The organism is Geminicoccus sp. (assembly GCF_036263595.1).
Classification (GTDB): domain Bacteria; phylum Pseudomonadota; class Alphaproteobacteria; order Geminicoccales; family Geminicoccaceae; genus Geminicoccus.
Genome location: NZ_DATAGQ010000129.1, coordinates 20765 through 46765 on the forward strand (window position 1 = coordinate 20765; position 26001 = coordinate 46765).

A 26001-nucleotide genomic window follows, 5' to 3' on the forward strand; every position below is an offset into this window, starting at 1 on the left:
CCTGCGGTTCGTTCTCCTCTTGTTCTCGGAGGATCCACTCCCCACCATGTCACGTACATGGTCCGGAGCGGCGGCGGGGCGAGCATGAACACGACGGAAGGCCTGACCGGGCTGGAACTGCTCAAGGCGGTGGCGGAAGCGCCGGACCTGATCCAGAGGCCGGAGGGCGGGCAGGCCCTCACCCTGGCGTCGGACTACCAGCCCGCCGGCGACCAGCCGCAGGCCATCGCAGAGATCACCGACGCCCTCCTGCGTGGCGAGCGCGACCAGGTGCTGCTGGGCGTCACCGGCTCCGGGAAGACGTTCACCATGGCGAACGTCATCAAGAACCTGCAGCGGCCGACACTGATCCTGGCACCCAACAAGATCCTGGCCGCCCAGCTCTATGGCGAGATGAAGAGCTTCTTTCCCGAGAACTCGGTCGAGTACTTCGTCTCGTACTATGACTACTACCAGCCGGAAGCCTACGTCGCCCGGACCGACACCTATATCGAGAAGACGTCGGCCATCAACGAGCAGATCGACCGGATGCGCCACTCGGCGACCCGCGCGCTGTTCGAGCGTGACGATGTGGTGATCGTGGCGTCGGTCAGCTGCATCTACGGCATCGGTAGCCCCGAGACCTATGCCCGGATGACCATGACGCTCAAGCGCGGCCAGAAGGTCGACCGCGCCAAGCTGCTGCGCGCCTTCGTCGAGCTTCAGTACAAGCGCAACGACATGGAGCTGGCCCGCGGCAACTTCCGGGCGAAGGGCGACGTGATCGAGATCTTCCCGGCCCATCTGGAGGACAAGGCCTGGCGGATCGACCTGTTCGGCGACACGGTCGACGCGCTGGTGGAAATCGATCCGCTCACGGGCAAGCGGCTGGAGAAGATGGACCAGATCCGCCTCTACCCGAACAGCCATTACGTGACACCCAAGCCCACGTTGCAGGCGGCTGTGGAAGGGATCAAGAAGGAGCTGGAGGAGACGCTGGAGCACTACCGGGCGACCGGCAAGCTGCTGGAAGCCGAGCGGATCGAGCAGCGGACGACTGCCGACCTCGAAATGATCCTGACCACCGGCTCCTGCTCCGGCATCGAGAACTACTCGCGCTATCTGACCGGCCGCGCGCCTGGCGAGCCGCCGCCGACCCTGTTCGAGTACCTGCCGAAGAACGCCTTGCTGATCGTCGACGAGAGCCACGTGACGGTCCCGCAGGTGGGCGGCATGTACAAGGGCGACTTCGCCCGCAAGTCGATCCTGGCCGAGTTCGGCTTCCGCCTGCCGTCCTGCAAGGACAACCGCCCCCTCAAGTTCGAGGAATGGGACGCGATGCGGCCGCAGACGATCTTCGTCTCGGCCACGCCCGGCCCCTGGGAGATGGAGCGGACCGGCGGCGCGTTCTCCGAGCAGGTCATCCGCCCGACCGGCCTGATCGACCCGGTCTGCGAGGTGCGACCCGTCGAGCACCAGGTCGACGACCTGATGCACGAGATCAGGCTCGCCAAGGAGAAGGGCCTGCGCACGCTGGTGACGACGCTCACCAAGCGCATGGCCGAGGACCTGTCGGAGTACCTGCACGAGCAGGGCATCCATGTCCGCTACATGCATTCTGATATCGACACGCTGGAGCGCATCGAGATCATCCGCGATCTGCGCCTGGGCAAGTTCGACGTCTTGGTCGGCATCAACCTGCTGCGCGAGGGCCTGGACATTCCCGAATGCGGGCTGGTGGCGATCCTGGACGCCGACAAGGAAGGCTACCTCCGCTCGGAAACGTCCCTGGTGCAGACGATCGGCCGTGCCGCGCGCAACGTGGAGGGCAAGGTCATCCTCTACGCCGACACGATGACCCGCTCGATCAGGGCGGCTCTGTCGGAGACGGAGCGCCGGCGCGCCAAGCAGCTCGCCCACAACGAGTTGCACGGCATCACCCCGCAGACGATCAAGCGGCACATCGCCGACATCATGCGCGACGTGGCCGAGCGCGACTACGTGACGATCGACCTGGTCGAGGACAAGCCGACCATCCTGAGCGGCATGGAGCTGCAGCGCCATATCGGCGAGCTGGAGAACCGGATGCGCAAGGCAGCCGCCAACCTCGAGTTCGAGGAGGCAGCCCGGCTGCGCGACGAGATCAAGCGGCTGGAGGATGGCGAGCTGGGGATGCCGTCGCGGCCGGTGGCGCAGGCGAGCGCCAATGCCTGGAAGCCCACCAGCAAGTCGCGGGCGGAAAAGGCCAGGGACGCCAAGGCAAAGGCGCGGGGACGCAAGCGGCAGGGAGCCTGACCAGATCGCCCTGGTATTAACGCCGGGCCTGGAAGAACCCTCGCAACAGCTCCGCCGCCTCGCTCTCGCGGATGCCGGCTACCACCTCCGGCCGATGGTGGCAGGTCGGCTGCTCGAAGATCCGCGGGCCGTTCTCGACGCCGCCGCCCTTTGGATCCGAGGCGCCGTAGTACAGCCGGCGAATGCGTGCGAACGAGATGGCCTGGGCGCACATGGGGCAGGGCTCCAGCGTGACCCACAGGTCGCACTCGGGCAGGCGTGGCGATCCGGCCCGAGCCGCGGCGGCGCGCAGTACCACCATCTCGGCATGGGCGGTGGGGTCGTGTCGTTCCTCGACCCGGTTGCCGTCCGCGGCCACGATCTCGCCACCCTGCACGATCACGGCACCCACCGGCACTTCACCACGGTCTGCCGCGGCCCGGGCTTCCGCGAGCGCAAGCTCGACCGGTGAGCTCAAGGACGATTCTCGAGCCGCACGGCCGTATGACGGGCCTCCGGCGGAACATCCTGGACCCTGGTCTCGAACCGGACGGTGGCACGGGCCTCGAGGATCGCCGGCTCGACCTTGATGATCTCGTTCACCAGCTCCTTGCGGTCATCGTCCAGCACCGACACGTGGAGCGGCGGGACGGTCCTGGCATAGTCGGTCGTGTTCACCACTTCGCCCGTCACCACCAGCACGCGCACGCCGTTCTCCTGGGTCTCCGCCGAGGTCACGCCGCGGATCTCGATGCCCGGGTCGATCGTCACCGACAGCCCGACCAGCCGATAGACGCCAGCGGTCTGCGGCCACATGGTCGCGATGCGGTCGCGCGCCAGCACGGCACCGGCGACGAGGGTGACCAGAACGAGCAGCACGATCCAGCCGAGCCTGCTGCTGCGGCTTCCCGGCCTGACGGTGCCGGAGGTCTCACCGGGGCGAACCGGATCGGGCGCCGGCGGCGGCGGAGCGGTGGCGGACTCGGTGGCCGTGTGCTGGGGATCCACGAACCAGCGATGGCGACAGTTGGCGCAGGATACCATGCGGCCGCGCTCGCCGATGGCAGCGCTGTCGATCCGGTACTTGGCGGCGCAGTTGGGACAGGTGACGATCATGGGATCCGGAACGTATCGTATACCACACGTGTCCGTTGCAACGTGCGGATCTTCACGTAATCGTCGTCAGGCAACGTCGCCTCAGCGTTCGTCGTTTGCCGACCGGCAACCTGCTTGGGTTCAAAATTGAACGACCAGCGCGAAATCATTGTCCAGCTCATCGGCGCCGCCATGGCATATGGCTCGGGCCCGGACGTTCTGCGCGACATCGACCTCACGCTGCAAGCGGGATCGTTCCACGTGCTCACCGGCCGGAGCGGTGCCGGCAAGACCTCGCTGCTGAAGATGATCGCGCTGGCGAGGCCACTGGCGCGCGGGCGCCTGGACCTGTTCGGCCAGGACGTGACGCATGTACGGCGCCATGCCCGCCCGGGGCTGAGGCGCAGGATCGGCATGATCTTCCAGGACTTCCGCCTGCTCGACCATCTGACCGTCTTTGACAACGTCGCCTTGCCGTTGCGGCTCGCCCAGGTCGACACGAAGGAGACCGAGATGTCGACCGGGGAGATGCTGTCCTGGCTCGGCATGGACAATCTCGCTAGGGAGTTCCCGCCCGTGCTGTCCATGGGCCAGCGCCAGCTGATCGCCGCCGCGCGGGCGGTGGTGACGCGGCCGGCCTTGCTTTTGGCCGACGAGCCCACGAGCCATCTGGACCACGATCGGGGCGACCGGTTGATGCGCCTGTTCATGGAACTCAATCGGATGGGCACGGCAGTTCTGATCGCTACGCACCACGCCGGTGCCCTGCGCCGGTACCCGTTCCGGCAGTTGCAGGTGCATGACGGTACGTTGTGGCCTGCCGGACCGGCCGCCTGGCAGCCGGCGGAACGCATCGCATGAAGCGCAGCGACGTCGTGATCCCGCTCGACCGCACGGCCGCTGGCCGCATGATGACTTGGTCGATCGCCGTCCTGGTCTATCTCGCGGTGCTGGCGCTGGCAGTGGCCGGTGCTGCGCACCAGTTGCTGGGTGCTGCCGCGGAGAACGCCAACGTCGCGATCGTGTCGCTGCCGCCGCCGCTCGATGCCTCGAAGGCGGAAGGCGACCTCGCGGCGGTCACCGCCCTCCTGCTGGCTGATCCCGACATCGTCCGGGTCGACCGGATCCCGGCAGCCGAGGTCAGCGATCTTCTCGGTCAACCCGACGGGACGACGCTGCCGCTGCCCAGCCTCCTGGAACTGCGGTTCCGGCCGGCCCTGGAACCGGACTTCACGCGCGTGACCGGGCTCGTCCGCAGCGTCGTGCCGGACGCCGTCGTCGAGGACGCCGGCAAGGCCGGCGGCGCGAGGATCGATGTGGCGGAGAGCCTGCGCCTCCTGGGTACGGCTGCGGCCATCATGTTCCTGGCGGCTGCCATCGCCCTGGTCGTCGCCGTCATCCGCAGCGCCGTCCGTCACCAGGATGAGACCGTCGATCTTCTGCGGATGCTTGGGGCCTCCGACCGTTTCCTGGCCCGGCAGTTCCAGCGCCACGTGCTGCACGTGGCGCTGCGCGGGGGCCTGATCGGCTTTGCCGCGGCTGCCGTGACGATCGTCGTCCTGCTGGATGCCGGCGGCCTTCTCGAGCTGCCGGGCCTGGCGTCGCTGACCGCGATGCCGACCCCCTGGATCCTGCTGGCCGCCGTCCCACTGGTGATGGTCCTCCTGCTCACCGCGATCGGCCGCGTCACGGCGGGCCTGGCTCTGCGGCATCTGGATTGATCGGCAGGCTTACCCCCTGAAGCTGTTCTTCTCGGCGCGCAACTGGGCAAAACGCTCGGCCGTTCCCGCCAGGAGGAAGGGATTGGTGCGCTTTTCCTCGGCCAGGGTCGTGGGCACGGTCGGCTCGCCGGCGCTGCGCATGGCCTGGATCTTCTCGAGCCGCGCCTTGATCTCGGCGTTGTCGGGGAAGACATGGGCCGCGAATTTCGCGTTGCCGAGCGTGTACTCGTGCCCGGAATAGACGACCGTGTCGTCCGGCAGACCGCTCAGCAGCTGCAGCGAGTGCCAGAGCACGTCCGGCGTTCCCTCGCCGACCCGGCCGCAGCCCATGGTGAACATGACGTCGCCGCAGAACAGGACCTTCGCGTCGGGCAGGTAGTAGCTGATATGGCCCTGGCAGTGGCCGGGCGTATCCAGGACTTCCACCGTCGTGCCCAGGAGCTCGAAGCGCTGGCCGGGCTCCACCGTGCGGGTGAGCTTCGGCAGGCGATGGCAGTCTGCGCCGTTGCCGATCACCTCGACATGCGTGGCAAGCGCCAGCTGCTCGACGCCGTCGATATGGTCCGCATGATAATGGGTGATCAGGATCGTCCCGATCTGCAGACCCCGCTCGGCGAGCTTCTGGGCAATCGGCTCCGCGGCACCCGGGTCGACGATCACGACCGTCGAGTTGCCGTTCCGCCGCAGCATGAACGCGTAGTTGTCGTCCAGGATCGGCAGCAGTTCCACGGTGATATCGGTGTCGGCCAAGTCTCGTCTCCCCTTCATGATCGCGGTCGGGATCGTATATGGTCCGCAAGGGCGGGTCGTGCCAGCTTGGCGGCCTGCCGATCTGAGGCCGATGCCGGTGATGCGATGACGACCGACCTGGAGCAGTTCTATGCGAGCCGCAAGGGCCAGCTGGCGCGCCGGCTGGTCGGACTGCAACTGCGCCAGCTATGGCCCGACGTGACCGGAAAGACCATCGTCGGCCTGGGCTTCGCCGCGCCCTACATGGATGTGTTCGCCGAGCAGGCTGCCCAGACCATCGCGCTGGTGCCATCCAGCATGGGTGCCGGCCGCTGGCCCGAAGAAGGGCCCAATCGCCTTGCGATTTTCCAGGAAGACGAGATCCCACTGGCAGACCAGAGCGTCGACCGCATCCTCATGGTGCATGCACTGGAAACCTGCCGCAGTCTTGACCGGCTCATGCGCGAGATCTGGCGGGTGTTGGCGGACGACGGCCGGATCGTGTTGATCGTGCCCAACCGGCACGGCCTCTGGTGCCTTTCCGACACCACCCCGTTCGGTCAGGGCTCGCCGTTCACGGCCGGACAGTTGCAGCGGCTCCTGGCCCGGCATCTGCTTGTTCGCGGGGAGGTGCGTCGGGCCATGTTCGTGCCGCCGTGGAATCTCAAGCTGCTGCAGCGGATGGCCATTCCACTGGAACGGGCCGGCCAGCGGCTCTGGCCGGAACTGTCGGGAATCCTGCTGGCCGAGGCGGAAAAGCAGCTCTATCTCGGTGCTCCTTCCTTCCAGATCGCCCAGCCGCGCCGTCGCCGCTACGTCGTCATGCCGGAAACCGCCGCCGCCCGGACCAGCACCACCGTCCCCGTCCGCATGCTCGCCCCGAACGACCGCAGGCCGCCCAGGCGGTAATCACCGGTCCGGCAGGTTCCGCCGGGTGGACGAGGCCCACACCGCTGCACGCCGGCACCGTCGACGCGGAGCGCATGTGGCTGTTCATCGGATCACTGCGGCGATGTGCCAGTAGGCCTACGGCCAAGCGGCAAGATTTTTTTAATGAAACTCAGGCATAAGCGTGCCGAGGTTCAAGTTTCCCTGCTGTCCATGCGCTTGCAGGCCTATAACCGCTCGATGTAGCAACTGCATCTGACCGGCATCCGCGGCATGAATGTTCACATTCTTTGCCGGTGAGACCATCGCTCGTGACGCTGCTTGCCGGTCATGGAGTTTTTGCCTTGAGGAGATCCTCCCATGTCATTTGTTGAGGCAGTATCGGCTTGCTTCTCCAAGTACGCGACATTTCGAGGCAGGGCATCCAGGTCCGAGTTCTGGTACTTCAGCCTGTTCATCGTCCTGGTGATGATTGGGGCGACCATCCTTGATGCCGCGCTGTTTCCTCACGGGCGCTCGCTTTTTCCGTCGATCCTGGGCCTCGTCATCCTGCTTCCCAGCATCGCGGTGCTGGTGCGGCGGCTGCACGACACGGATCGGTCGGGCTGGTGGTACTGGATCTCGTTCGTGCCGCTGATCGGCACGATCGTGCTGTTCGTGTTCGCCGTGCAGCGAGGTACGCCGGGGCAGAACAGCTATGGGTGAATGCTGCGCGGCTGCTATGAGCCGATGGCGTCCAGCTCGAACGGCGTCGTCTGGTACATCTCGTTGATCCAGTTGCCGAAGAGCAGGTGGGCATAGGCCCGCCAGCGGTTCACCGGCCGCTTGGACAGGTCGTCGTCGGGATAGTAGCGCAGCGGCATCTCGATGTTCAGGCCGCGTTCCAGGTCGCGCCGATATTCGCGGTCGAGCGTGAACGTGTCGTATTCCAGGTGGTTGAACATGAAGAGGTGCCGGTTGGCCGGGTCCTCGCACAGGCAGAGGCCGGCACGGGATGAGCGCGCGAGCACCCGGATGCTGCCATCGGTCGGCAGGTCCTCTTCCCGAACCTCGGTGTGGCGGCTGACCGGCACCCAGAACTCGTCGTCGAAGCCGCGCATGAGCGGCGAACGCGCAGCGTCGCGCGGTTCGGTGACTTCGTGGCGGAAGATGCCGAAGCGCTTCTGGGGCAGGGCATGCTTGGGCACGCCGTGGAAATGGTAGAGCGCAGCCTGGGCGCCCCAGCAGACGTTGAAGGTCGAGTGCACATGGGTGCGCGACCATTCGAGGACGTCGACCAGCTCCTGCCAATACTTGACGTCCTCGAACTCGAGCAGCTCGACCGGCGCGCCGGTGATCAGAAGCCCGTCGAACTTGCGCTCCCGCACCTGCTCCCAGCTCCGATAGAAGCTCTGCAGATGGGACTGCGGAACGTTGCTGGGCACGTAGCTGCCGGTTGAGATCAGCGTCAGTTCGACCTGGAGCGGCGTAGCACCCAAGAGCCGTGCGAACTGGGTCTCGGTCGTCAGCTTGTCCGGCATGAGGTTGAGAAGGCCGACCTGCATGGGCCGGATGTCCTGCTTCTCGGCGACATCTTCCCCGATCAGGCGTACGCCTTCGTTCCGCAGCAGTTCCGCCGCCGGCAGATCGTTGGGTATCTTGATGGGCATGAATCGGTCCTCAGGCTCTCACCTAGCCTAACGGCCGACCGATCATGGACGGATATGTGACGATCTCCTGGGCAGGCCCCAGAAAATCTTCCTATATCACGACCTTTTAGCGGTTTGTTTAGCGTGGCCGCAAGCCGGTCGGCGCAAATCACCACGGACAACGACTGGAAGCTGGCCGTCCGCTCCCGGCTTGTCAAGGTATCGCCCCGCAGGCGCGATATTCCGCCGGCGCAGGGACGTGGATGCGGATTTATGCATCCCGGCCTCCCGTTTCCGAAGGGGCCCTTGCCAACCCGAACACAACCGCTGGAATGTACGGGCGCGGCTCCGGCTTTCAACGTGGACGATGCGGGGTGGGCCGCGCACCTTCGCGCCACATAGAGTTTGCGCAGGCTCATGGATCGGCTGGAACCGTCCGGAACCCTGTGCTGAAGGACCTGCGTCGTGATGGATACTGTCCAGCCGATCTCCATCCCGCCCGCCTCGAAGCGGCTGGCGGCCTCCCCCCCGACGGACCTGAAGGAAGCGATCGTCACGACGCTTCGCTACTCCGTCGGCAAGAACCCGGACTTCGCGCGCCTGCACGACTGGTACGCGGCCACCGCCCTGGCCCTTCGCGACCGCTTGGTCGACAAATGGTTCGCCACTACCGATCAGACCTACCGGCAGCAGAAGAAGCGGGTTTACTATCTGTCGCTGGAGTTCCTGATCGGCCGGCTCCTCACCGATACGGCCAGCAACCTGGGATTGCTGGACGAGGTGAAGGAGGCGCTGCGTGCGCACGGGATCGACTTCGAGGCGGTCAAGGCGCTGGAGCCGGATGCGGCCTTGGGCAATGGCGGCCTGGGGCGCCTGGCCGCCTGCTTCATGGAGAGCATGGCGACCGTCGGGGTGCCCGGCTACGGCTACGGCATCCGCTACGATTTCGGCCTGTTCCGTCAGGTCATCCGCGACGGCTGGCAGGTCGAGCTGCCGGAAGACTGGCTGGCCTTCGGCAATCCCTGGGAATTCGAGCGGCCCGAGGTGAACTACGAGATCGGCTTTGGCGGCCATGTCGAGGCCGAGGACGATGTCGACGGGAAGGTCGCCTATGCCTGGCAGCCTTCCGAGCGGGTAATCGCCCAGGCCTATGACACACCCGTGGTCGGCTGGCAGGGCAAGACCGTCAACACGCTGCGTCTATGGGCCGCCCGCCCGATCACGCCGATCCGCCTGGATGCGTTCAACCGCGGCCATCATGTCGACGCGTTCGCCGAGCAGGTGCGGGCGACCGCGATCTCGCGCGTGCTCTACCCCGACGATTCCACGCCCGAAGGCCATGAGCTGCGGCTGCGCCAGGAGTTCTTCTTCACCTCCGCCTCGCTGCAGGACCTGATCCGGCGCCACCTCACCCAGTATGACGACCTGACCTCGCTGCCCGAGGCGGCCAGCATCCAGCTGAACGATACGCACCCGGCCCTCTCGGTGCTGGAGCTGATGCGCATCCTGGTCGACCAGAACGGGTTCGAGCTGGACAAGGCGTTCGCCATCACCCGCGCCACGTTGGGCTACACCAATCACACCCTTCTGCCGGAGGCCCTGGAGACCTGGCCCGTGCCGCTGTTCGAGCGGTTGCTGCCGAGGCACATGCAGCTGGTCTTCGAGATCAATGCCATGCACTTGGCATCAGTCCGCCAGCGTCCGGACGCCAACGACGATCTGATCCGCTCCGTGTCGCTGATCGACGAAAGCCACGGCCGGCGCGTCCGCATGGGCCATCTGGCCTTCATCGGCTCGAAGATGGTCAACGGGGTGTCCGGCCTGCACGGCGAGCTGATGCGCGACACCGTGTTCAAGGACCTGAACAGGCTCTTCCCGGACCGCATCACCCACATCACGAACGGCATCACCTTCCGGCGCTGGATGGTGGAGTGCAATCCGGACCTGGCCCGGCTGATCACCCAGGCGATCGGCGATGAATGGATCGCCCGGGCGGACCGACTGAAGGATCTGGAGCGATTTGCCGACGATCAGAACTTCCTGGAGCGTTTCGCGCAGGTCAAGCGGGGAGCCAAGGACCGGCTGGCCGCCTTCGTGGCGCAACGAACCGGGATCCGGATCGACCCGCAATCAATGTTCGACATCCAGATCAAGCGCATCCACGAGTACAAGCGGCAGCTGCTGAACATCCTAGAAACGATCCATCTCTACGAAGCCATGCGCGCCAACCCCGAGCGCGACTGGACACCGCGCGTCAAGATCTTCGCCGGCAAGGCGGCGGCGAGCTATCATCGCGCCAAGCTGATCATCAAGCTGATCAACGACGTGGCGCGGGTGATCAACCGCGACCCGACGGTTCGCGACAAGCTGCGGGTCGTGTTCATGCCGAACTACAACGTCTCGCTCGCCGAGATGCTGGTGCCGGCGGCGGACCTCTCCGAGCAGATCTCGACCGCCGGCATGGAGGCATCCGGCACCGGCAACATGAAGTTTCAGGCCAACGGTGCGGTGACGATCGGAACGCTGGATGGCGCCAATGTCGAGATCAGCGAGCGGGTAGGGCGCGACAACATCCTGATCTTCGGGCTGACGGCCGATGAGGTCCGCGAGCGCTGGAGCAAGGGCCACAATCCGCGCGCCATCATCGAGGGCAATCCCGATCTCACCCAGGTGCTGGAAGCGGTCCGCAGCGGCGTGTTCTCGCCGGACGATCCCGGCCGCTACGCCCCGATCGTGGAAGACCTCTACAGTTCGGACTATTTCATGATTGCCGCCGACTTCGCGGACTTCGTGCGCGCCCAGCGCGAGGCGGACGGGCTGTACCGCCGGTCCGCGCGGTGGCGCCACATGTCGCTGCGGAACACGGCGAATGCCGGCTGGTTCTCCTCCGATCGGGCAATCCGCGAGTATGCCGAGCGGATCTGGCATGCGCCGATGGACCCCGAATGAAGTAGTCCATCGTGCAACCCGCCTCCGACTACCTCGTCCTCCACTCGGCCTCGACGCCGTGCTGGAGGCCCGTCATGGCGACCTGTTCGCCGTGCTCGGGCCACACAAGGTCGGGGGCGGGATCGTCATCCGCACGTTCGTGCCGTCGGAGGACCCCTGCGGGCCCCATGGACGACGACCTCTTAGGCGAGTTCGATGGCTGGGACGGCTGCCGTCATGCGATGCGCCGTCGCCTGGGCGCGGCCTCGAGCTGTTGCTGGCCGAACTGCGCGAAGGCGTCCCCTGCAAGTACGAGATCCGTGGGGCGGACGACATGCTGCTGGCGCTGAAAGCCGACCCAGTCGGCTTTGCCGCCGTCTACCAGGCAGGCGCCGCCTCGACCATGGCCAAGGTCGATGCTTTTGCCTGGAAGGACGACGAGCGGCTCTTTGGCGCCAGAGGCGCCCCGCCAGTCACGGTCGCCAGCAATTTCAAGTCCAAGCCCAGGCTTCATTATCGCCTGAGCCTGCCGAAACCTGGAAGCGGGCAAGCAGTTCTCAACACGGATGCTGCGTACTACCGAGGCAGCGGGATGGGCAATCTCGGTGGAATCGTGAGCGAGCCGATACCATGGCACGGCCGGCCGTACCCGGCGCTCGTCACGCTTCCCCCGCTTTCCACCCTGTTCTTCGTGGCGAATGATGAGCAAGCTGCCTGAGCGGCTGGCATGACAAGAACGGGCGAGGGGGCGACCGATGAACGAAGTCAGGACACCGACCACGGCACTGGCACGCAATGCCATGGCTTATGTTCTGGCAGGGGGACGAGGATCGCGCCTCCATGAGCTCACCGATCGCCGCGCCAAGCCCGCCGTCTATTTCGGCGGCAAGACCCGGATCATCGACTTCGCGCTGAGCAACGCCCTCAACTCCGGAATCCGGCGCATCGCGGTCGCCACCCAGTACAAGGCGCACAGCCTGATCCGTCACCTGCAGCGCGGCTGGAACTTCCTCCGCCCCGAGCGCAACGAGGGATTCGACATTCTGCCTGCCAGCCAGCGCGTCTCCGAGACGCAATGGTACGAAGGCACCGCTGACGCCGTCTTCCAGAACATCGACATCATCCAGGACTACAAGCCCGAGTTCATGGTCATCCTGGCCGGTGACCATGTCTACAAGATGGACTACGGGCTGATGTTGCAGCAGCACTGTGATACCGGGGCCGACGTCACCGTGGGCTGCCTGGAAGTCCCACGCATGGAGGCGGTGGGCTTCGGCGTCATGCATATCGACGAGAACTTGCGCATCGTCGACTTCCTGGAGAAGCCCAAGGATCCGCCGGGCATGCCGAACAACCCGGACCTGGCCCTGGCCAGCATGGGCATCTACGTCTTCAAGACCGACTTCCTGTTCGACCAGCTTCGCCGCGACGCGGAGGACCCGAACTCCTCGCGGGACTTCGGCAAGGACCTGATCCCCTACCTCGTCAAGAACGGCAAGGCGGTTGCCCACCGGTTCACCCAGTCCTGCGTGAAGTCGAAGGCGGAGAACGAGGCCTACTGGCGCGACGTCGGCACGGTCGACGCCTACTGGGAAGCCAATATCGACCTGACCGACATCGTCCCGCAACTCGACCTCTACGACCATGAATGGCCGATCTGGACCTATTCCGAACTCACCCCGCCGGCCAAGTTCGTCCACGACGTCGAAGGCCGGCGCGGTGAAGCGGTGAGCTCGCTGGTGTCGGGTGGCTGCATCGTGTCGGGTTCGAAGATCCGCCGCTCGCTGCTCTTCAACCGCGTGCATGTCCATTCCTATGGTGTGCTCGACGGTGCGGTGGTGCTCCCCTACGTGACGATCGGCCGTGGCGCCCGTCTGCGCAACGTCATCATCGACGGCGGCGTCACCATCCCGGATGGGCTGGTGGTCGGCGAGGATCCGGAACGTGACGTCCAGCGCTTCCGGCGGACGGACCGGGGCATCTGCCTCATCACCCAGCCAATGATCGACCGGCTCGCGCTGTAATGGCGCTTTCGGTTCTCTCGGTCGCATCCGAGTGCTTTCCCCTCGTCAAGACCGGAGGGCTGGCGGATGTGGTGGGGGCACTGCCCAATGCGCTGGCGCCGCACGACGTGGCGGTGCGCACACTCCTGCCCGCCTACCGCCAAGTCATGGGCAAGGCGCTCGACGTCGAGCGCCTGCTCGACCTGCCGGACCTGTTCGGCGCCGACGGCAGGCTGCTCGGGGCAAGATCGCCGGACGGATCCGACCTGCTGCTGGTCGACGCCCCGCACCTCTATGATCGCGTCGGCGGACCTTACCTCGACGCGACCGGGCAGGACTGGCCCGACAACGCGCAGCGCTTCGCTGCCCTCTCAATGGTGGCAGCCCGGCTCGGGCGCGGTCTCCTGCAGGGCTTCAGGCCCGACATCGTCCACGCCCATGACTGGCAGGCGGGCCTGGCCCCAGCCTATCTGGCCCTGTTCGGCGGCCGGCGTCCAGCCACGGTGCAGACCGTCCACAACCTGGCCTTTCAGGGCCAGTTCCCGCCGCGGCTCTTGGGCGAACTGCACCTGCCGAGCAGCGCCTTCGTCCCGGAAAGCCTGGAATATTACGGGCAGATCGGCTTCCTGAAGGCCGGGCTGAACTACGCGGACCGGATCACCACGGTCAGCCCGACCTATGCGCGCGAGATCCGGACGCCAGAGGGCGGCATGGGCCTGGACGGGCTTCTCAACGCCAGGGGCGACCGGCTGATCGGGATCGTCAACGGGATCGACATGACGATCTGGGATCCTGCCAACGATCCGCTGCTGGCCAGCAACTACACGGCCGATCGCCTGGACGGCCGGGCACCGAACAAGACGGCCTTGCGGGCGCGCTTCGGTCTGGACGAGGATGCCTCCCCGGTCTTCTGCATGATCACCAGGCTCAGCTGGCAGAAGGGCATCGACCTCCTCCTGGATAGCGCCCCCTATCTGGTGGAGGCCGGTGGCCAGCTGGCCATCCTGGGTGCTGGCGACATCCAGACCGAGGGTGCCTATGCCAGGCTGGCCGAGCGGCATCCGGGCCGGGTCGGCTGCATGTTCGGCTACAGCGAGGAGATCGCCCACCTGCTCGAGGCAGGGTCGGATGCGATCCTGATCCCGTCCCGCTTCGAGCCGTGCGGCCTGACCCAACTCTATGGCTTGCGCTACGGCTGCGTGCCGGTGGTGAGCCGGGTTGGCGGGCTCGCCGATACGGTGGTCGATGCGAACGATGCCGCCTGCAACGCCGGCGTGGCGACGGGAATCCAGTTCTTCCCCGTCACCACCTCGGCCCTGCGGGACGCGGTCCGCCGCACGCTGGCCTTGCACGAGGACCGCGACGCCTGGACCAGAATGCAGCAGAACGGCATGCGCAGCGACCTTGGCTGGGCACGACGTGCCGGCATCTACGCGGATCTCTACCGCAAGCTCGTTGAAAAGGGGGGAATGGCAACATGACGATCCAGACGATCCCGACCGAACCGTTCCCCGACCAGAAGCCCGGCACGTCGGGCCTGCGCAAGAAGACCCAGGTCTTCATGCAGCCTCGCTACGTCGAGAACTTCGTCCAGTCGATCTTCGACAGCCTCGACGACAAGCAGGGCAAGATGCTGGTCGTAGGGGGCGACGGCCGGTTCTTCAACCGTGAGGCCATCCAGGTCATCCTGAAGATGGCCGCGGCCAACGGCTTCGGCGCGGTGCTGGTCGGCCAGGGTGGCCTCCTGTCCACCCCGGCCGCCTCCTGCGTGATCCGGGCCCGCAAGGCCTTTGGGGGCATCATCCTGTCCGCCTCGCACAACCCGGGCGGCGCCGACGGAGACTTCGGCATCAAGTACAATATCGGCAACGGCGGGCCGGCCCCGGAGAAGATCACCGAGGCGATCTTCGCCTGCACGAAGACGATCAGCGAATACCGGATCTCGGACGCGGCGGACGTCGACCTGGATACGCTCGGCCAACAGGACCTTGACGGCATGGCCGTGCACGTCATCGATCCGGTCGAGGACTATCTGGGCCTGATGGCCAACATCTTCGACTTTCCCAAGATCCAGGAGATGTTCGCGTCGGGCTTCACCATGCGCTTCGACGCCATGCATGCCGTGACCGGACCCTATGCCACGGTCATCCTGGAGGGCGTGCTGGGTGCCATGCCCGGCACCGTCGTCAACGGCATGCCCTCGCCGGATTTCGGTGGCCATCACCCGGACCCGAACCTGGTCCACGCCAAGGAACTCCATGACCTGATGATGGGACCGGACGCCCCGGATTTCGGCGCGGCCTCGGACGGCGACGGCGACCGCAACCTGATCATCGGCAAGGGGATCTTCGTGACCCCGTCGGACAGCCTGGCCATCCTCGCGGCCAACGCCCACCTCGCCAAGGGCTATGCCGGCGGGATCAAGGGCATCGCCCGGTCGATGCCGACCAGTGCCGCGGCCGATCGGGTGGCGGAGAAGCTCGGCGTTCCTCTCTACGAGACGCCCACCGGCTGGAAGTTCTTCGGCAACCTGCTCGACGCTGGCATGGCGACGATCTGCGGCGAGGAGAGTGCCGGGACGGGCTCGGACCATGTCCGCGAGAAGGACGGGCTCTGGGCTGTCCTTCTGTGGCTGAACATCCTGGCGGTACGCAGGCAGTCGGCGAAAGACATCGTCGCCGAGCATTGGGCCACCTACGGGCGCAACTACTATACGCGCCACGACTACGAGGAGGTCGATGCCGAGGCGGCCGGCAAGCTGGTCGAGGAGTTGCGCATGCGCCTGAGCGAGCTGCCGGGGAGAGTCGCAAATGGCCGGGGCATCTCGCGGGCGGATGACTTCACCTACAACGATCCGGTCGACGGCTCGACCAGCGCGAAGCAGGGCATCCGCATCCTGTTCGACGACGGTGCCCGGATCGTCCTGCGCCTTTCCGGCACGGGCACGGCCGGCGCCACGCTGCGCCTTTATCTCGAGCGCTTCGAACCCGATCCCACCCGCCACCAACTGGATACGCAGGACGTGCTGGCCGACCTGATCGACACCGCCGAGCAACTGGCCGGCATCAAGGCGCGCACCGGACGCGACGCGCCCTCGGTCATCACCTGAGTGGCTTTCCGAATTCTCCCGGGACGCCCGCACCCGCTTGGCGTCACGCTGGACGGGACCGGCGTGAACGTCGCATGGCCGACGCTCAACGCCGGGCGGGTCGAGTTCTGCATCTTCGACACCGAGGGCGAGCGCGAGATCGCCCGCCTCGTCCTGCCCGATCGCGAGAACGGCGTCGTCTTCGGCCGGATCGAAGGGGTGGGGCCGGGCACCCGCTACGGCCTTCGCGCCCATGGGCCCTATGCGCCCGAGGCCGGGCACCGCTTCAACCCGAACAAGCTGCTGGTGGATCCCTGGGCGAAGGTGCTGGACCGCCCGTTCCGGCTGACCTCGGCCATGTTCGGCTATCGCCGTGGCGACGGGGCGGCCGACCTGTCCTTCGACGACCGCGACAGCGCTCCTGACATGCCGAAGGCGGTCGTGGCTGGTCCGGTGGCCGGTCGAGCCGACAGCCGCCTGCGGACTCCCTGGACCCGTACCATCGTCTACGAGGCGCATGTCAAAGGGCTGACCCAGCTCCATCCGGCGCTGCCCGAGCGGGTCAGGGGGAAGCTGGCGGGTCTGGCGGAGCCGGCCATCCTCGAGCATTTCGGGAGGCTCGGGGTCACGACGGTCGAGTTGCTGCCGATTCATGCCTTTCTGGACGAGCGCCACCTCGTCGACAACGGGCTCGGCAACTACTGGGGCTACAATCCCGTTGCCTTCTCCGCACCGGATCCTCGCTACGTTGCCGGCGCTGCCATGGACGAGGTCGCCGAGACGATGGAGCGATTGCACCGTGCCGGCATCGAGGTGATCCTCGATGTCGTCTACAACCATAGCGCCGAGGGCGACGAGTTCGGCCCGACCGTGTCGCTGCGCGGCCTCGACAACGCGCTCTACTACCGGCTCGATCCGGCCAATCCGCGTTTCTATCTGAACGATGCCGGCTGCGGGAACACGCTGGCGACCGAGCGCGCGCCCGTGCTGCGCATGGTCATGGATTCCCTGAGGCACTGGGCGGCGCTGGGTGTCGACGGCTTCCGGTTCGACTTGGCCACGACCGTCGCACGCACCGCGCAGGGCTACCAGAAGGACGGCCCGTTCCTGATGGCGCTGCAGCAGGATCCGGTGCTGGCCGACCTCAAGATGATCATGGAGCCCTGGGACATCGGCCCGGGCGGCTGGCAGACCGGCAACTTCCCGGCTGGCTTCGTCGAATGGAACGACCGGTTCCGCGACGACATGCGCCAGTTCTGGAAGGGCGAGAGCGAGATGATCGGCCGGCTGGCCACCCGACTGGCTGGCTCGCAGGACCTGTTCGGCAAGGGCGAGCGAGGGCCGGTCGACAGCCTGAACTTCATCACCGCCCATGACGGCTTCACGTTGCGCGACCTGGTCTCCTACGAGCGCAAGCACAACCAGGCCAACCTCGAGGACAACCGGGACGGTTCCGACAGCAACCATTCCTGGAACAACGGTGCGGAGGGCCATTCGGACAATCTTGGCGTGATCGGCCGGCGCCATGCCGACATCCGCGCCCTTTTGGCCTGTCTCCTCGTGTCCCGCGGCACGCCGATGCTGACCATGGGCGACGAACTCGGCCGGACCCAGCACGGCAACAACAATGCCTACTGCCAGGACGGGCCGCTCAGCTGGGTGCACTGGGACGAGGCCCCGCCCGAGGCGGATGGCGTCGTCGATTTCATCGGCCGTCTGGTCAAGTTGCGGCAGGAGCATCCCGCCCTTCGTCCCCAGGGCTTCCTGAACGGGGAGACGGTCATCTGGCGTCGCGAGGATGGCCGCGTCTTCGACGAGGGTGACTGGCATCGTCACGATCGTCGTTTCATCGGGATGGAACTGCGGTTCGGGCCGGCGACGGCCGAAGATCACGACCACCTCTACGTCGCGATCAATGGGCATCATGGCCCCGTCCATCTCACCTTGCCCGAGCCGGATCGGTGCTGGCGTCAGGAACTCTGCTCGGCCTCGGACGCTCCACCGGTGACGCTACGTGCGAACCAGCTCGAATTGCAGGCCCGATCCGTGACCATTCTGACCGATCGTGACTACCCCAGCGACGGCAACGACCCCGAGACGCTGAAGCGTCTGGCAGACCTTGCCGGCATCGACCTCACCTGGTGGGACATTGGTGGCACCCGGCACGACGTGTCGCCGGACAGCCTGAAGTCGCTGCTGGAAGCCATGCGCATCCCCGCGGGCAGCCCTGGCGACATCGCCGAATCCCTCGACCGCATCACGCGCGAGCCCTGGCAGCGGATGCTGCCGAGGCTGCAGGTGGCGCGTGTCGGGCAGCCGATCACGCTCGACATCACGGTTGCCGATCCGGACCGGCCGGTCGAGCTCGACCTGGCGGCCGAGAACGGCGAGGAGCGTCGGATCAGGATCGAGCCGGGCCAGGGCTCGGTGCTGGCACGGCGGGACATGGACGGGCGGACGCTCACCCGCTTTCGGGTCACGCTGCCGGAGATGCTGTCGGCCGGGCGGTGGCAGGTCAGGAACGACCCGGAGCCCACCTTTCTCCTGGTGTCCCCCGGCCGCTGCTACCTGCCCGACGCCTTGCAGCGTGGCGGCCGCCGCTTCGGCATCACGACCCACCTCTACTCGCTTCGCAGCCGCGAGCGCGATTCGGGAATTGGCGACTTCGAGACGCTCGCCTTCTTCGTGGACGCCTGTAAGGAGCTGGGTGCCGATATCGTCGGCCTCAATCCTTTCCATGCGCTGTTCCTGAGCGATCCCGGGCGCGCCAGCCCTTATTACCCCTCCGACCGCCGTTTCGTGGACCTGCGCTACTTCACGAGTGTCCTCGACCAGCAATACCTGCCTCGGGGCGAGCCGGAGGATGGCGGCCGGATCATCGACTACCCGGGGGTGGTCGCGGCGAAACTCGCGGCGGCCGAGCAGGCTTTCGCGGCCCTGATCGACCAGAGCCAGCTCGATGTGTTCATCGGCGAGCATGGCGAGGAACTCGCCTCCTTCGCCACCTTCCAGGCGCTGGAGGAACGGTTCGGCTCCAGCGACTGGCATAGCTGGCCGGATTGGGCACACCGCCCGGAGACAGTGGGCGACCGGATCGACCCGGCGCGGGTCCGGTTCTTCTCCTATCTGCAGTGGATGCTGGACCAGCAACTGGAGGTGGCCGCCGGGCGCACCGAGGGCATGGCGGTCGGCCTCTACCGCGATCTGGCTGTCGGCGCCGCTCCCTCGGGCGCTGAGTTCTGGTCGCAGCAGGGACGGTTCGCCCGCAACGTCGCCATCGGCTCGCCGCCCGACCCGTTCAGCGCGTCCGGCCAGATCTGGGGCGTGCCGCCGCTCGATCCGCAGATGCTGATCAAGGAAGTCATGGCGGGCTGGCGCCGTCTCCTGCGTGCCAACATGCGCCATGCCGGTGCCTTGCGCATCGACCACGCCATGACCTTGCAGCGCCTGTTCTGGGTTCCTTCCGGTGCCTCGGCGCTGGACGGCGCCTATGTGCGCAATCCCGTCGACGCGATGTTCGCCGAGCTTGCGATCACCAGCGGGCAGGCGCGCTGCATGATCGTCGCCGAGGATCTCGGCACCGTTCCGGAAGGCTTCGGCCAGCGTTTGGCGGATGCCGATATCCTGTCCACCAAGGTGATGTGGTTCGAGCGCGACGGCGACCAGTTCCGCCCGCCGGAACAGTGGCCGGAGCGGGCGGCCGCCTGCATCTCGACCCATGACCTGGCGACTCTGAAGGGCTTCTGGGAGGCAGACGACATCAAGCTGCGTGCCAGGGTGAGCAACGAGCCGGCCCCGGCGGAGGCCCTGGCTGCCCGCGAACGTGAGCGCGGCAATCTTGCCCATCTCATGGGGATCGATCCGAACGACGAGGATGCGCTGGCCCCGGCCGCGCATGGGATGCTCGCCCGCACCCCTTGTTCCCTGGTACTGGCCCAGGCGGAGGACCTGGTCGGGGAAGTGGAGCAGCTCAACCTGCCCGGCACCGACCTGGAGCGGCCGAACTGGCGGCGCCGGCTCGATGTGGCGGTGGAAGATCTTCCCGATCACCCCTTGGCCCGGAGCGTCGTCGCCGCCATGAAGGCGGAACGACCTGAAGGGGGCTGATGGAATGGCGGCGGCAAGAATTGCATTGATCACGGGCGGCGGTACCGGCGTTGGCCGGGCCACCGCCCTTGCACTGGCGAAGGCCGGCTGGTCGCTGGTCCTGGCTGGCCGGCGCCAGGAACCGCTGGACCAGACCTGCAAGGATGCGTCGCCGGCTGAGTGCATGGGCGTCGTGACCGATGTCAGCGACTCCGCGTCGGTCGAGAACCTGTTCGCGAGGATCAAGGAGCGCATCGGCCGCCTCGATCTTCTGTTCAACAATGCCGGTACGTTCGGCCGCAACGCGCTCCTGGAGGAGCTGACCTACGAGGACTGGAAGGCCGTCGTCGATGCCAACCTGACCGGTCCCTTCCTGTGCACGCGGGAAGCCTTCAAGATGATGAAGGATCAGGACCCCCAGGGCGGCCGGATCATCAACAACGGCTCGATCTCAGCGCATGTGCCGCGGCCGAACTCAATCGCCTATACCTCCACCAAGCACGCAGTCACCGGCCTGACCCGTTCCACCTCGCTGGACGGGCGCAAGTACAATATCGCCTGCGGCCAGATCGACATCGGCAACGCCGCCAGCGAGATGACCAAGAAGATGGATGCGGGTGTTCCTCAGGCGGACGGCAGCATCAAGCCTGAGCCGAAGATCGACCCACAGCACGTGGCCGACACGATCGTGCACATGGCGAGCCTGCCGCTCGACGCGAACGTCCAGTTCGTGACGGTGATGGCCACCAAGATGCCGTTCATCGGCCGGGGCTGAGCAGCGGGAAGAGGGGAGGGCCTCCGTGGCCCTCCCGCTCCATTGACTAGGCCGCCGCCTCGATCATGGACCGTTCGACGATGGCGAGCCCTTCCTCGACGATCTCGTCGGAGGCCGTGAGCGGCACCAGCACGCGCAGGATGTTGCTGCTGGGACCGCAAGCGAGCAGTACCAGGCCGTACTTGCGCGCCGCGGCCGTCACCCGACCGGTGAACTCCGTCGCCGGCTTCTTGCTTTCCCGGTCCTTGACCAGCTCCACCGCCACCATTCCGCCAAGGCCGCGCACATCGCCGATGGCGGTGATGTCGTTGCGCCTCGCCATGCCGCGACAGCGCTCGATCACCGTGGCACCGAGGCTCAGGCTGCGGTCGAGCAGCTTTTCTTCCTCGATGATGTCGAGCACCGCAAGCGCCGCGGCGCAGGCCAACGGATTGCCGGAATAGGTGCCGCCGAGGCCGCCCGGGTTGATCTTGTCCATGATCTCGGCCTTGCCGATCACGCCGGAGAGGGGAAAGCCGGCGGCCAAGCTTTTTGCCGTCGCGATCAGGTCAGGCACGACGCCCGAGTGCTCGATCGAGAAGTACTTGCCGGTCCGCGCCATCCCCGCCTGCACCTCGTCCGAGATCAGGAGGATGCCATGCCGGTCGCAGAGTTCGCGCAGTGCTTGCAGGAACTCGAAGGGCGCGATGTAGAAGCCACCCTCGCCCTGGACCGGCTCGATGATGATGGCCGCGACCCGGGATGCCTCGATGTCCGCCTTGAACAGCGCGTCGATGGCCGCCAGCGACTGCTCGCTCGTGACCCCATGGTAGGGCGACGGAAAGGGGACGTGGTAGATCTCGTTCGGGAACGGCCCGAAGCCAAGCTTGTAGGGCGCCACCTTGCCGGTGAGGCCCAGCGTGAGCAGGGTGCGGCCGTGGAACCCACCCTGAAAGGCGATCACGCCTGGCCGGCCGGTGGCGCCACGGGCGATCTTGATGGCGTTCTCGTTCGCCTCGGCCCCGGTCGAGAAGAAGATCGTCTTCTTCGGCTCGTCGCCCGGTGCCAGTCTGTTCAGCTTCTCGGCCAGCTCGACGTAGGGCTCGTAGGGCAGGACCTGGAAGGCGGTGTGGATGTAGTTGTCCAGCTGGGCCCGGACCGCTTCCAGCACCTTCGGGTGCCCGTGGCCGACATTCTGCACACCGATGCCGCCGGCAAAATCGATGTAGCGGTTGCCTTCCACGTCCCAGATCTCGGCATTCTTCGCCTTGGCCGGGTAGACGCCGGTGGCGTTGCCGACCCCGCGCGGCACGGCCGCCGCCCGACGTGCCTGAAGTTCCGCATTCGTCGTCACGATCGTTCTCCGTTCAGTCGTCGAGGGCAAGTGGGGCGAGTTCATCGAACCGATCGCCGGGGCCCGGGTTCTCGCGGGCGCTGCATCCGCTGAGATGGCGCACGACACCCCACACGGCATTGAGCGCCGTGGTGACGGCACCTTCGGCCCAGCCAGCCGTCCAGGACACGTCGTCGCCGGCAAGGAAGATGCCGCGCTGCTCGGGCGGCAGGTCGTCCTGCATGAAGTGCGAGAACAGCCGCCGCTGGTAGCGGTAGTGTCCGGGCAGGTTGGCCTTGAAGGCACCCATGAAGTTCGGATCCGACTCCCAGGACACCGTAATCGGATGGCCGATGATGTGCTGGCGGATGTCCAGGTCCGGATAAATCTGCGCCAGGCTGTGCAGCATCAGCCTGACCCGCTCGTCCACCGGCAGCGACAGCCACTTCATCGCGTCGTCGTTCCAGGTGTAGGACAAGCAGATCACGCCCGGCTTGTCGTCGCCCTGGTCCAGCAGGTAGGTGCCGCGGGTGAGGCGGTCGGACAGCGTCATGCTCATCCGGTCGCGGCCCGTGCTGGGATCGACCTCCTTCCAGAACGGCCGGTCGACCATCACGAAAGTCTTGGACGCCTGCATGTAGTGCGTCCGCTCCATCGCCATCCACATGGGATGGGAGAACAGCTGCTCGTTGCAGTCGATCCGCGCCGACAGGAGCCAGACCTGGCAGGTAACCACGACGGCATCGTAGGAACGCCGGTTGCCCCAGCGGTCGGTGATGGCGATCTTTCCGTCGTCTTCGCGCACGATCCTGGCCACACCCGGCATCGGCATGCCGTTGTGGAGGTCCTTCAGCGACGTGCCATCCGGCCAGTGGACCATGCCGTCCAGCTTCTTTGTCCAAAGCCCTACCGGCAGCTGCTCGACACCGCCCAGGACTTGCCGATGGTCCTCGTCCGCGTTCGTGTAGACGACGCGCAGAATCTCCAGCATCGAGTTGGGGAAGTCCGTGTCCCAGCCGCCCGTGCCGAAGCCTACTTGGCCGAACACCTCGCGGTGACGGAAGGAGCGCTCGCGAAAGGCGCGCGAGCCGGCGATGAAGCCGTAGAAGGAGCGCTCGTCCCAGACCGGCACCAGCTCGTTCCAGATGGCCTTGATCCTGCCGACGTCACGGTCGCGGATGGCAGCCTGCATCGCGCCAAAGGAGGCCTCTTCTTCCAGTACCTCTTTCCATGCATGCGCGACCTCGTGGAACAAAGGCGGCAGGTCGGCGAGCGTGCGCCCGTAATGGGCCTTGCCGCCTAGTTCGATCACCGTGCTCCGCGACGCCGGCGTCAGCGGGTTGGGGAAGGGCTCCGTGCGCAGGCCCGCCTGATCGAAATAGTGGAACAGCGTGGTGGCCGATGGCGGGAAGCGCATCGCTCCCAGCTCCGCGATCGTCCCGTCGCCACCCTTGAACGTCTCCGAGCGCAGCCGCCCGCCGATCCGGTCCGACTCGTACACGACCGGTTTCAGCCCGAGCTTCATCAGCTCGTAGGCGGCAACGATGCCGGAAATGCCGGCGCCGATCACCACAACCTCCGTGCCGTGCCGTTCCGCCGGGATGCTGCCGAGCCCGGCCGGGTGGCGGACATGGTCGTCGAACGGATAAGGAAAGTCCGGCCCGAACATGGTGACCGGCTTCAGCTCGATGCCCGGTGCCGCCGGGGCCGGCATGGAAGCCGACATGCTGGACCTCCTCAGGCCCGGTACTGGACGCCCGGCAACACGCAGAGCATCTCGAACAGGATGTTGGCCGCCACCAGCGCCGTGGTGCCGGCCTGGTCATAGGGTGGCGATACCTCGACGAGATCGCAGCCCACCAGGTTCAGGCCCCGGCACCCGCGCACGATCTCCAGCGCCTGCCAGATGGTGAGCCCACCCACCTCCAGCGTTCCCGTGCCCGGTGCGAAGGCCGGATCCAGGCTGTCGATGTCGAAGCTCATATAGACCGGCCCGTCGCCCATCATGGTGCGGACCTCCTCCATCAAGGGCGTCAGCGACTTGTGCCAGCACTCCTCGGCCTGCACGACGCGAAAGCCCTGCTGGCGCGGCCAGTCGAAATCGTCGGCGGCATAGCCCGAACCGCGCAGACCGATCTGGATGGCGCGCTTCATATCGATCGCCCCGTCCTCGACCGCGCGCCGGAACGGCGTGCCGTGCGCAATGCGCTCGCCGAACATGTGCTCGTTGATGTCGGCATGGGCATCGACATGGATGAGGCCGACCGGCCCGTGCTTCTTCGCCATGGCGCGCAGGATCGGGTAGACCAGCGTATGGTCGCCGCCTAGGCCCAGGGGAATGCAGCCGGTGGCCAGGATCTTGTCGTAATGGTCCTCGATGATCTGGACCGACTTCTTCAGGTCGAACGTGTTGGTCGGGATGTCGCCGATGTCGGCCACCTGCAGGCTGTCGAACGGGGCCGCACGGGTCGCCATGTTGTAGGGCCGGATCATCGTCGATTCCTGCCGGATCTGGCGCGGGCCAAAGCGCGTGCCGGCCCGGTGCGAGGCGCCGATATCCATCGGGATGCCAACGAAGCAGGCGTCCAGCCCTTCCGCCGACGATGCCGCCGGCAGCCGCATCATCGTGCCGGGGCCGGCGAAGCGCGGCATCTCGTTGCCGCCGAGCGGCTGGTTGAAGCTCATCGGCGGCCTCCATGCATGAGGGCGGCATACAGTTCCGGCCGGCGATCGGCGAGGTAGGTGTAGAGCGGCCGTGTCCGCTCCAGCAGGTCCCGGTCCAGTTCCGCCGAGATCACCTCCTCGCCTCGACCGGCGCGGGCCAGGTCCACGCCGTCAGGGCCGACGATGCAGGAGAGCCCGCAATAGTCCAGGTCGGCCTCGACCCCGCAATGATCGGCATAGGCGATGAAGACCTGGTTCTCGACGGCCCGGGCGGGGACGATCGTGCGCGCGATCACGTCATAGGGCTGCATGAGCGCGGTGGGCACCACCACCAGGTCGGCGCCGGCCAAGGCCAACGACCGCACGGCCTCCGGAAACTCGACATCGTAGCAGATCAGGACACCCACCTTGAAGCCATCGAGCTCGACCACCGGCGAATGGCCGTCGCCTTCCTGGAACATCGAGCGGTCCAGGTCGGTGAAGAGATGCGACTTGCGGTAGTTCAGGAGCGTGTTGCCGTGGCGGTCGATCAGGATGGCAGCGTTGTACACCTTCCCGTCCGCGCCCCGCTCGGGATAGCCATAGAGCAGCGCCGTGCCCGTCGCTCGTGCAATCATGGCCGCCCGCTTGGCCGACGGCCCATCCACCGGCTCGGCCAGCCGCTCCGCCGCTTCCCGGCCGATCGCATAGCCCGACAGGAACATTTCCGGACAGACCAGGAGGCCTTCTTCGACGTGCGCTGCGGCCTCCGCCACGCGCTCCATGTTCTCGGCAGGTGTTCCCGCCTTCTCCGGTCCCTGGAACAGGGTGACCCGCATCTTCCCGATCCTT

General features: G+C 66.4%; 20 protein-coding genes and 1 riboswitch. Of the genes, 12 read left to right on the forward strand and 8 right to left on the reverse strand.

The genetic code is table 11. The annotated features are described in order from the left end of the window. The first annotated feature begins 84 nt into the window (after positions 1–84). Complete coding sequence (gene uvrB, locus VHL31_RS11945; protein WP_329661440.1) at positions 85–2274, forward strand: excinuclease ABC subunit UvrB; 2190 nt, start codon at positions 85–87, stop codon at positions 2272–2274. Positions 2275–2290: 16 nt separating this feature from the next. On the opposite strand, the gene VHL31_RS11950 is transcribed toward uvrB, so the two are convergent. Further along, on the reverse strand, positions 2291–2731 hold the full coding sequence (locus VHL31_RS11950; RefSeq protein WP_329661441.1) for a nucleoside deaminase: 441 nt from the start codon (positions 2729–2731) through the stop codon (positions 2291–2293). Further along, the gene (locus VHL31_RS11955) at positions 2728–3369 is read right to left on the reverse strand and encodes a DUF3426 domain-containing protein (RefSeq protein WP_329661442.1); all 642 of its coding nucleotides are present in this window, start codon (positions 3367–3369) and stop codon (positions 2728–2730) included. Before VHL31_RS11955 ends, VHL31_RS11950 begins: the two co-directional genes overlap by 4 nt. Before the next feature lie 126 nt (positions 3370–3495). Here VHL31_RS11955 and VHL31_RS11960 point away from each other — a divergent pair, with 126 nt between their 5' ends. Further along, positions 3496–4209, forward strand: coding sequence for a cell division ATP-binding protein FtsE (locus tag VHL31_RS11960; RefSeq protein WP_329661443.1), 714 nt, complete (start codon positions 3496–3498; stop codon positions 4207–4209). Beyond that, positions 4206–5069, forward strand: coding sequence for an FtsX-like permease family protein (locus VHL31_RS11965; protein ID WP_329661444.1), 864 nt, complete (start codon positions 4206–4208; stop codon positions 5067–5069). The genes VHL31_RS11960 and VHL31_RS11965 overlap by 4 nt, the downstream gene beginning before the upstream one ends. A gap of 9 nt (positions 5070–5078) precedes the next feature. Here the strand turns inward: VHL31_RS11965 and gloB are convergent, their stop codons facing one another. Then, entirely contained in the window at positions 5079–5819 is a 741-nt protein-coding gene (gene gloB / locus VHL31_RS11970) for a hydroxyacylglutathione hydrolase (protein WP_329661445.1), read from the reverse strand. A gap of 105 nt (positions 5820–5924) precedes the next feature. Between gloB and VHL31_RS11975 the strand changes: the two genes are divergently transcribed. Both VHL31_RS11975 and VHL31_RS11980 read left to right on the forward strand, forming a co-directional pair. Next, positions 5925–6707 carry a class I SAM-dependent methyltransferase gene (locus VHL31_RS11975; RefSeq protein ID WP_329661446.1) on the forward strand — a complete coding sequence of 261 codons (783 nt, stop codon included), beginning with the start codon at positions 5925–5927 and terminating at the stop codon, positions 6705–6707. Between the two features lie 339 nt (positions 6708–7046). After that, positions 7047–7391, forward strand: a complete 345-nt coding sequence (locus VHL31_RS11980; protein WP_329661447.1) for a DUF805 domain-containing protein — start codon at positions 7047–7049, stop codon at positions 7389–7391. Between the two features lie 14 nt (positions 7392–7405). Here VHL31_RS11980 and VHL31_RS11985 read toward each other — a convergent pair whose 3' ends face one another. Next, the gene (locus tag VHL31_RS11985; RefSeq protein WP_329661448.1) at positions 7406–8335 is read right to left on the reverse strand and encodes a homoserine O-succinyltransferase; all 930 of its coding nucleotides are present in this window, start codon (positions 8333–8335) and stop codon (positions 7406–7408) included. 86 nt (positions 8336–8421) lie between these two features. Further along, a riboswitch (SAM riboswitch) is annotated at positions 8422–8500 on the reverse strand. A gap of 282 nt (positions 8501–8782) precedes the next feature. Here VHL31_RS11985 and VHL31_RS11990 point away from each other — a divergent pair. From VHL31_RS11990 to VHL31_RS12020, 7 genes are all read left to right on the forward strand, one after another. Then, positions 8783–11263: a glycogen/starch/alpha-glucan phosphorylase gene (locus VHL31_RS11990; RefSeq protein WP_329661507.1), complete on the forward strand. Its 2481-nt coding sequence runs from the start codon at positions 8783–8785 to the stop codon at positions 11261–11263. 313 nt (positions 11264–11576) lie between these two features. Continuing rightward, positions 11577–11960, forward strand: a complete 384-nt coding sequence (locus tag VHL31_RS11995) for an alpha amylase C-terminal domain-containing protein (protein WP_329661449.1) — start codon at positions 11577–11579, stop codon at positions 11958–11960. A 37-nt stretch (positions 11961–11997) separates the two neighbouring features. After that, on the forward strand, positions 11998–13266 hold the full coding sequence (gene glgC / locus VHL31_RS12000) for a glucose-1-phosphate adenylyltransferase (protein ID WP_329661450.1): 1269 nt from the start codon (positions 11998–12000) through the stop codon (positions 13264–13266). Continuing rightward, the gene (glgA, locus tag VHL31_RS12005; protein WP_329661451.1) at positions 13266–14726 is read left to right on the forward strand and encodes a glycogen synthase GlgA; all 1461 of its coding nucleotides are present in this window, start codon (positions 13266–13268) and stop codon (positions 14724–14726) included. The genes glgC and glgA overlap by 1 nt, the downstream gene beginning before the upstream one ends. Next, the gene (locus tag VHL31_RS12010; RefSeq protein WP_329661452.1) at positions 14723–16354 is read left to right on the forward strand and encodes an alpha-D-glucose phosphate-specific phosphoglucomutase; all 1632 of its coding nucleotides are present in this window, start codon (positions 14723–14725) and stop codon (positions 16352–16354) included. Before glgA ends, VHL31_RS12010 begins: the two co-directional genes overlap by 4 nt. Beyond that, positions 16355–20440: a glycogen debranching protein GlgX gene (gene glgX, locus VHL31_RS12015; protein WP_329661453.1), complete on the forward strand. Its 4086-nt coding sequence runs from the start codon at positions 16355–16357 to the stop codon at positions 20438–20440. Between the two features lie 4 nt (positions 20441–20444). Further along, positions 20445–21194 carry an SDR family oxidoreductase gene (locus tag VHL31_RS12020; RefSeq protein WP_329661454.1) on the forward strand — a complete coding sequence of 250 codons (750 nt, stop codon included), beginning with the start codon at positions 20445–20447 and terminating at the stop codon, positions 21192–21194. Positions 21195–21240: 46 nt separating this feature from the next. Here the strand turns inward: VHL31_RS12020 and gabT are convergent, their stop codons facing one another. From gabT to VHL31_RS12040, 4 genes are read right to left on the reverse strand one after another with little or no spacing between them, the layout of a single operon-like run. Next, complete coding sequence (gabT, locus tag VHL31_RS12025; RefSeq protein ID WP_414653708.1) at positions 21241–22572, reverse strand: 4-aminobutyrate--2-oxoglutarate transaminase; 1332 nt, start codon at positions 22570–22572, stop codon at positions 21241–21243. Then, positions 22541–24232: an NAD(P)/FAD-dependent oxidoreductase gene (locus VHL31_RS12030; protein ID WP_329661456.1), complete on the reverse strand. Its 1692-nt coding sequence runs from the start codon at positions 24230–24232 to the stop codon at positions 22541–22543. The genes gabT and VHL31_RS12030 overlap by 32 nt, the downstream gene beginning before the upstream one ends. Before the next feature lie 11 nt (positions 24233–24243). Continuing rightward, a complete protein-coding gene (speB, locus tag VHL31_RS12035) occupies positions 24244–25191 on the reverse strand; it encodes an agmatinase (RefSeq protein WP_329661457.1) in 948 nt (315 codons plus the stop codon). Continuing rightward, positions 25188–25988, reverse strand: a complete 801-nt coding sequence (locus VHL31_RS12040; protein ID WP_329661458.1) for a carbon-nitrogen hydrolase family protein — start codon at positions 25986–25988, stop codon at positions 25188–25190. Before VHL31_RS12040 ends, speB begins: the two co-directional genes overlap by 4 nt. Positions 25989–26001: the final 13 nt, after the last annotated feature.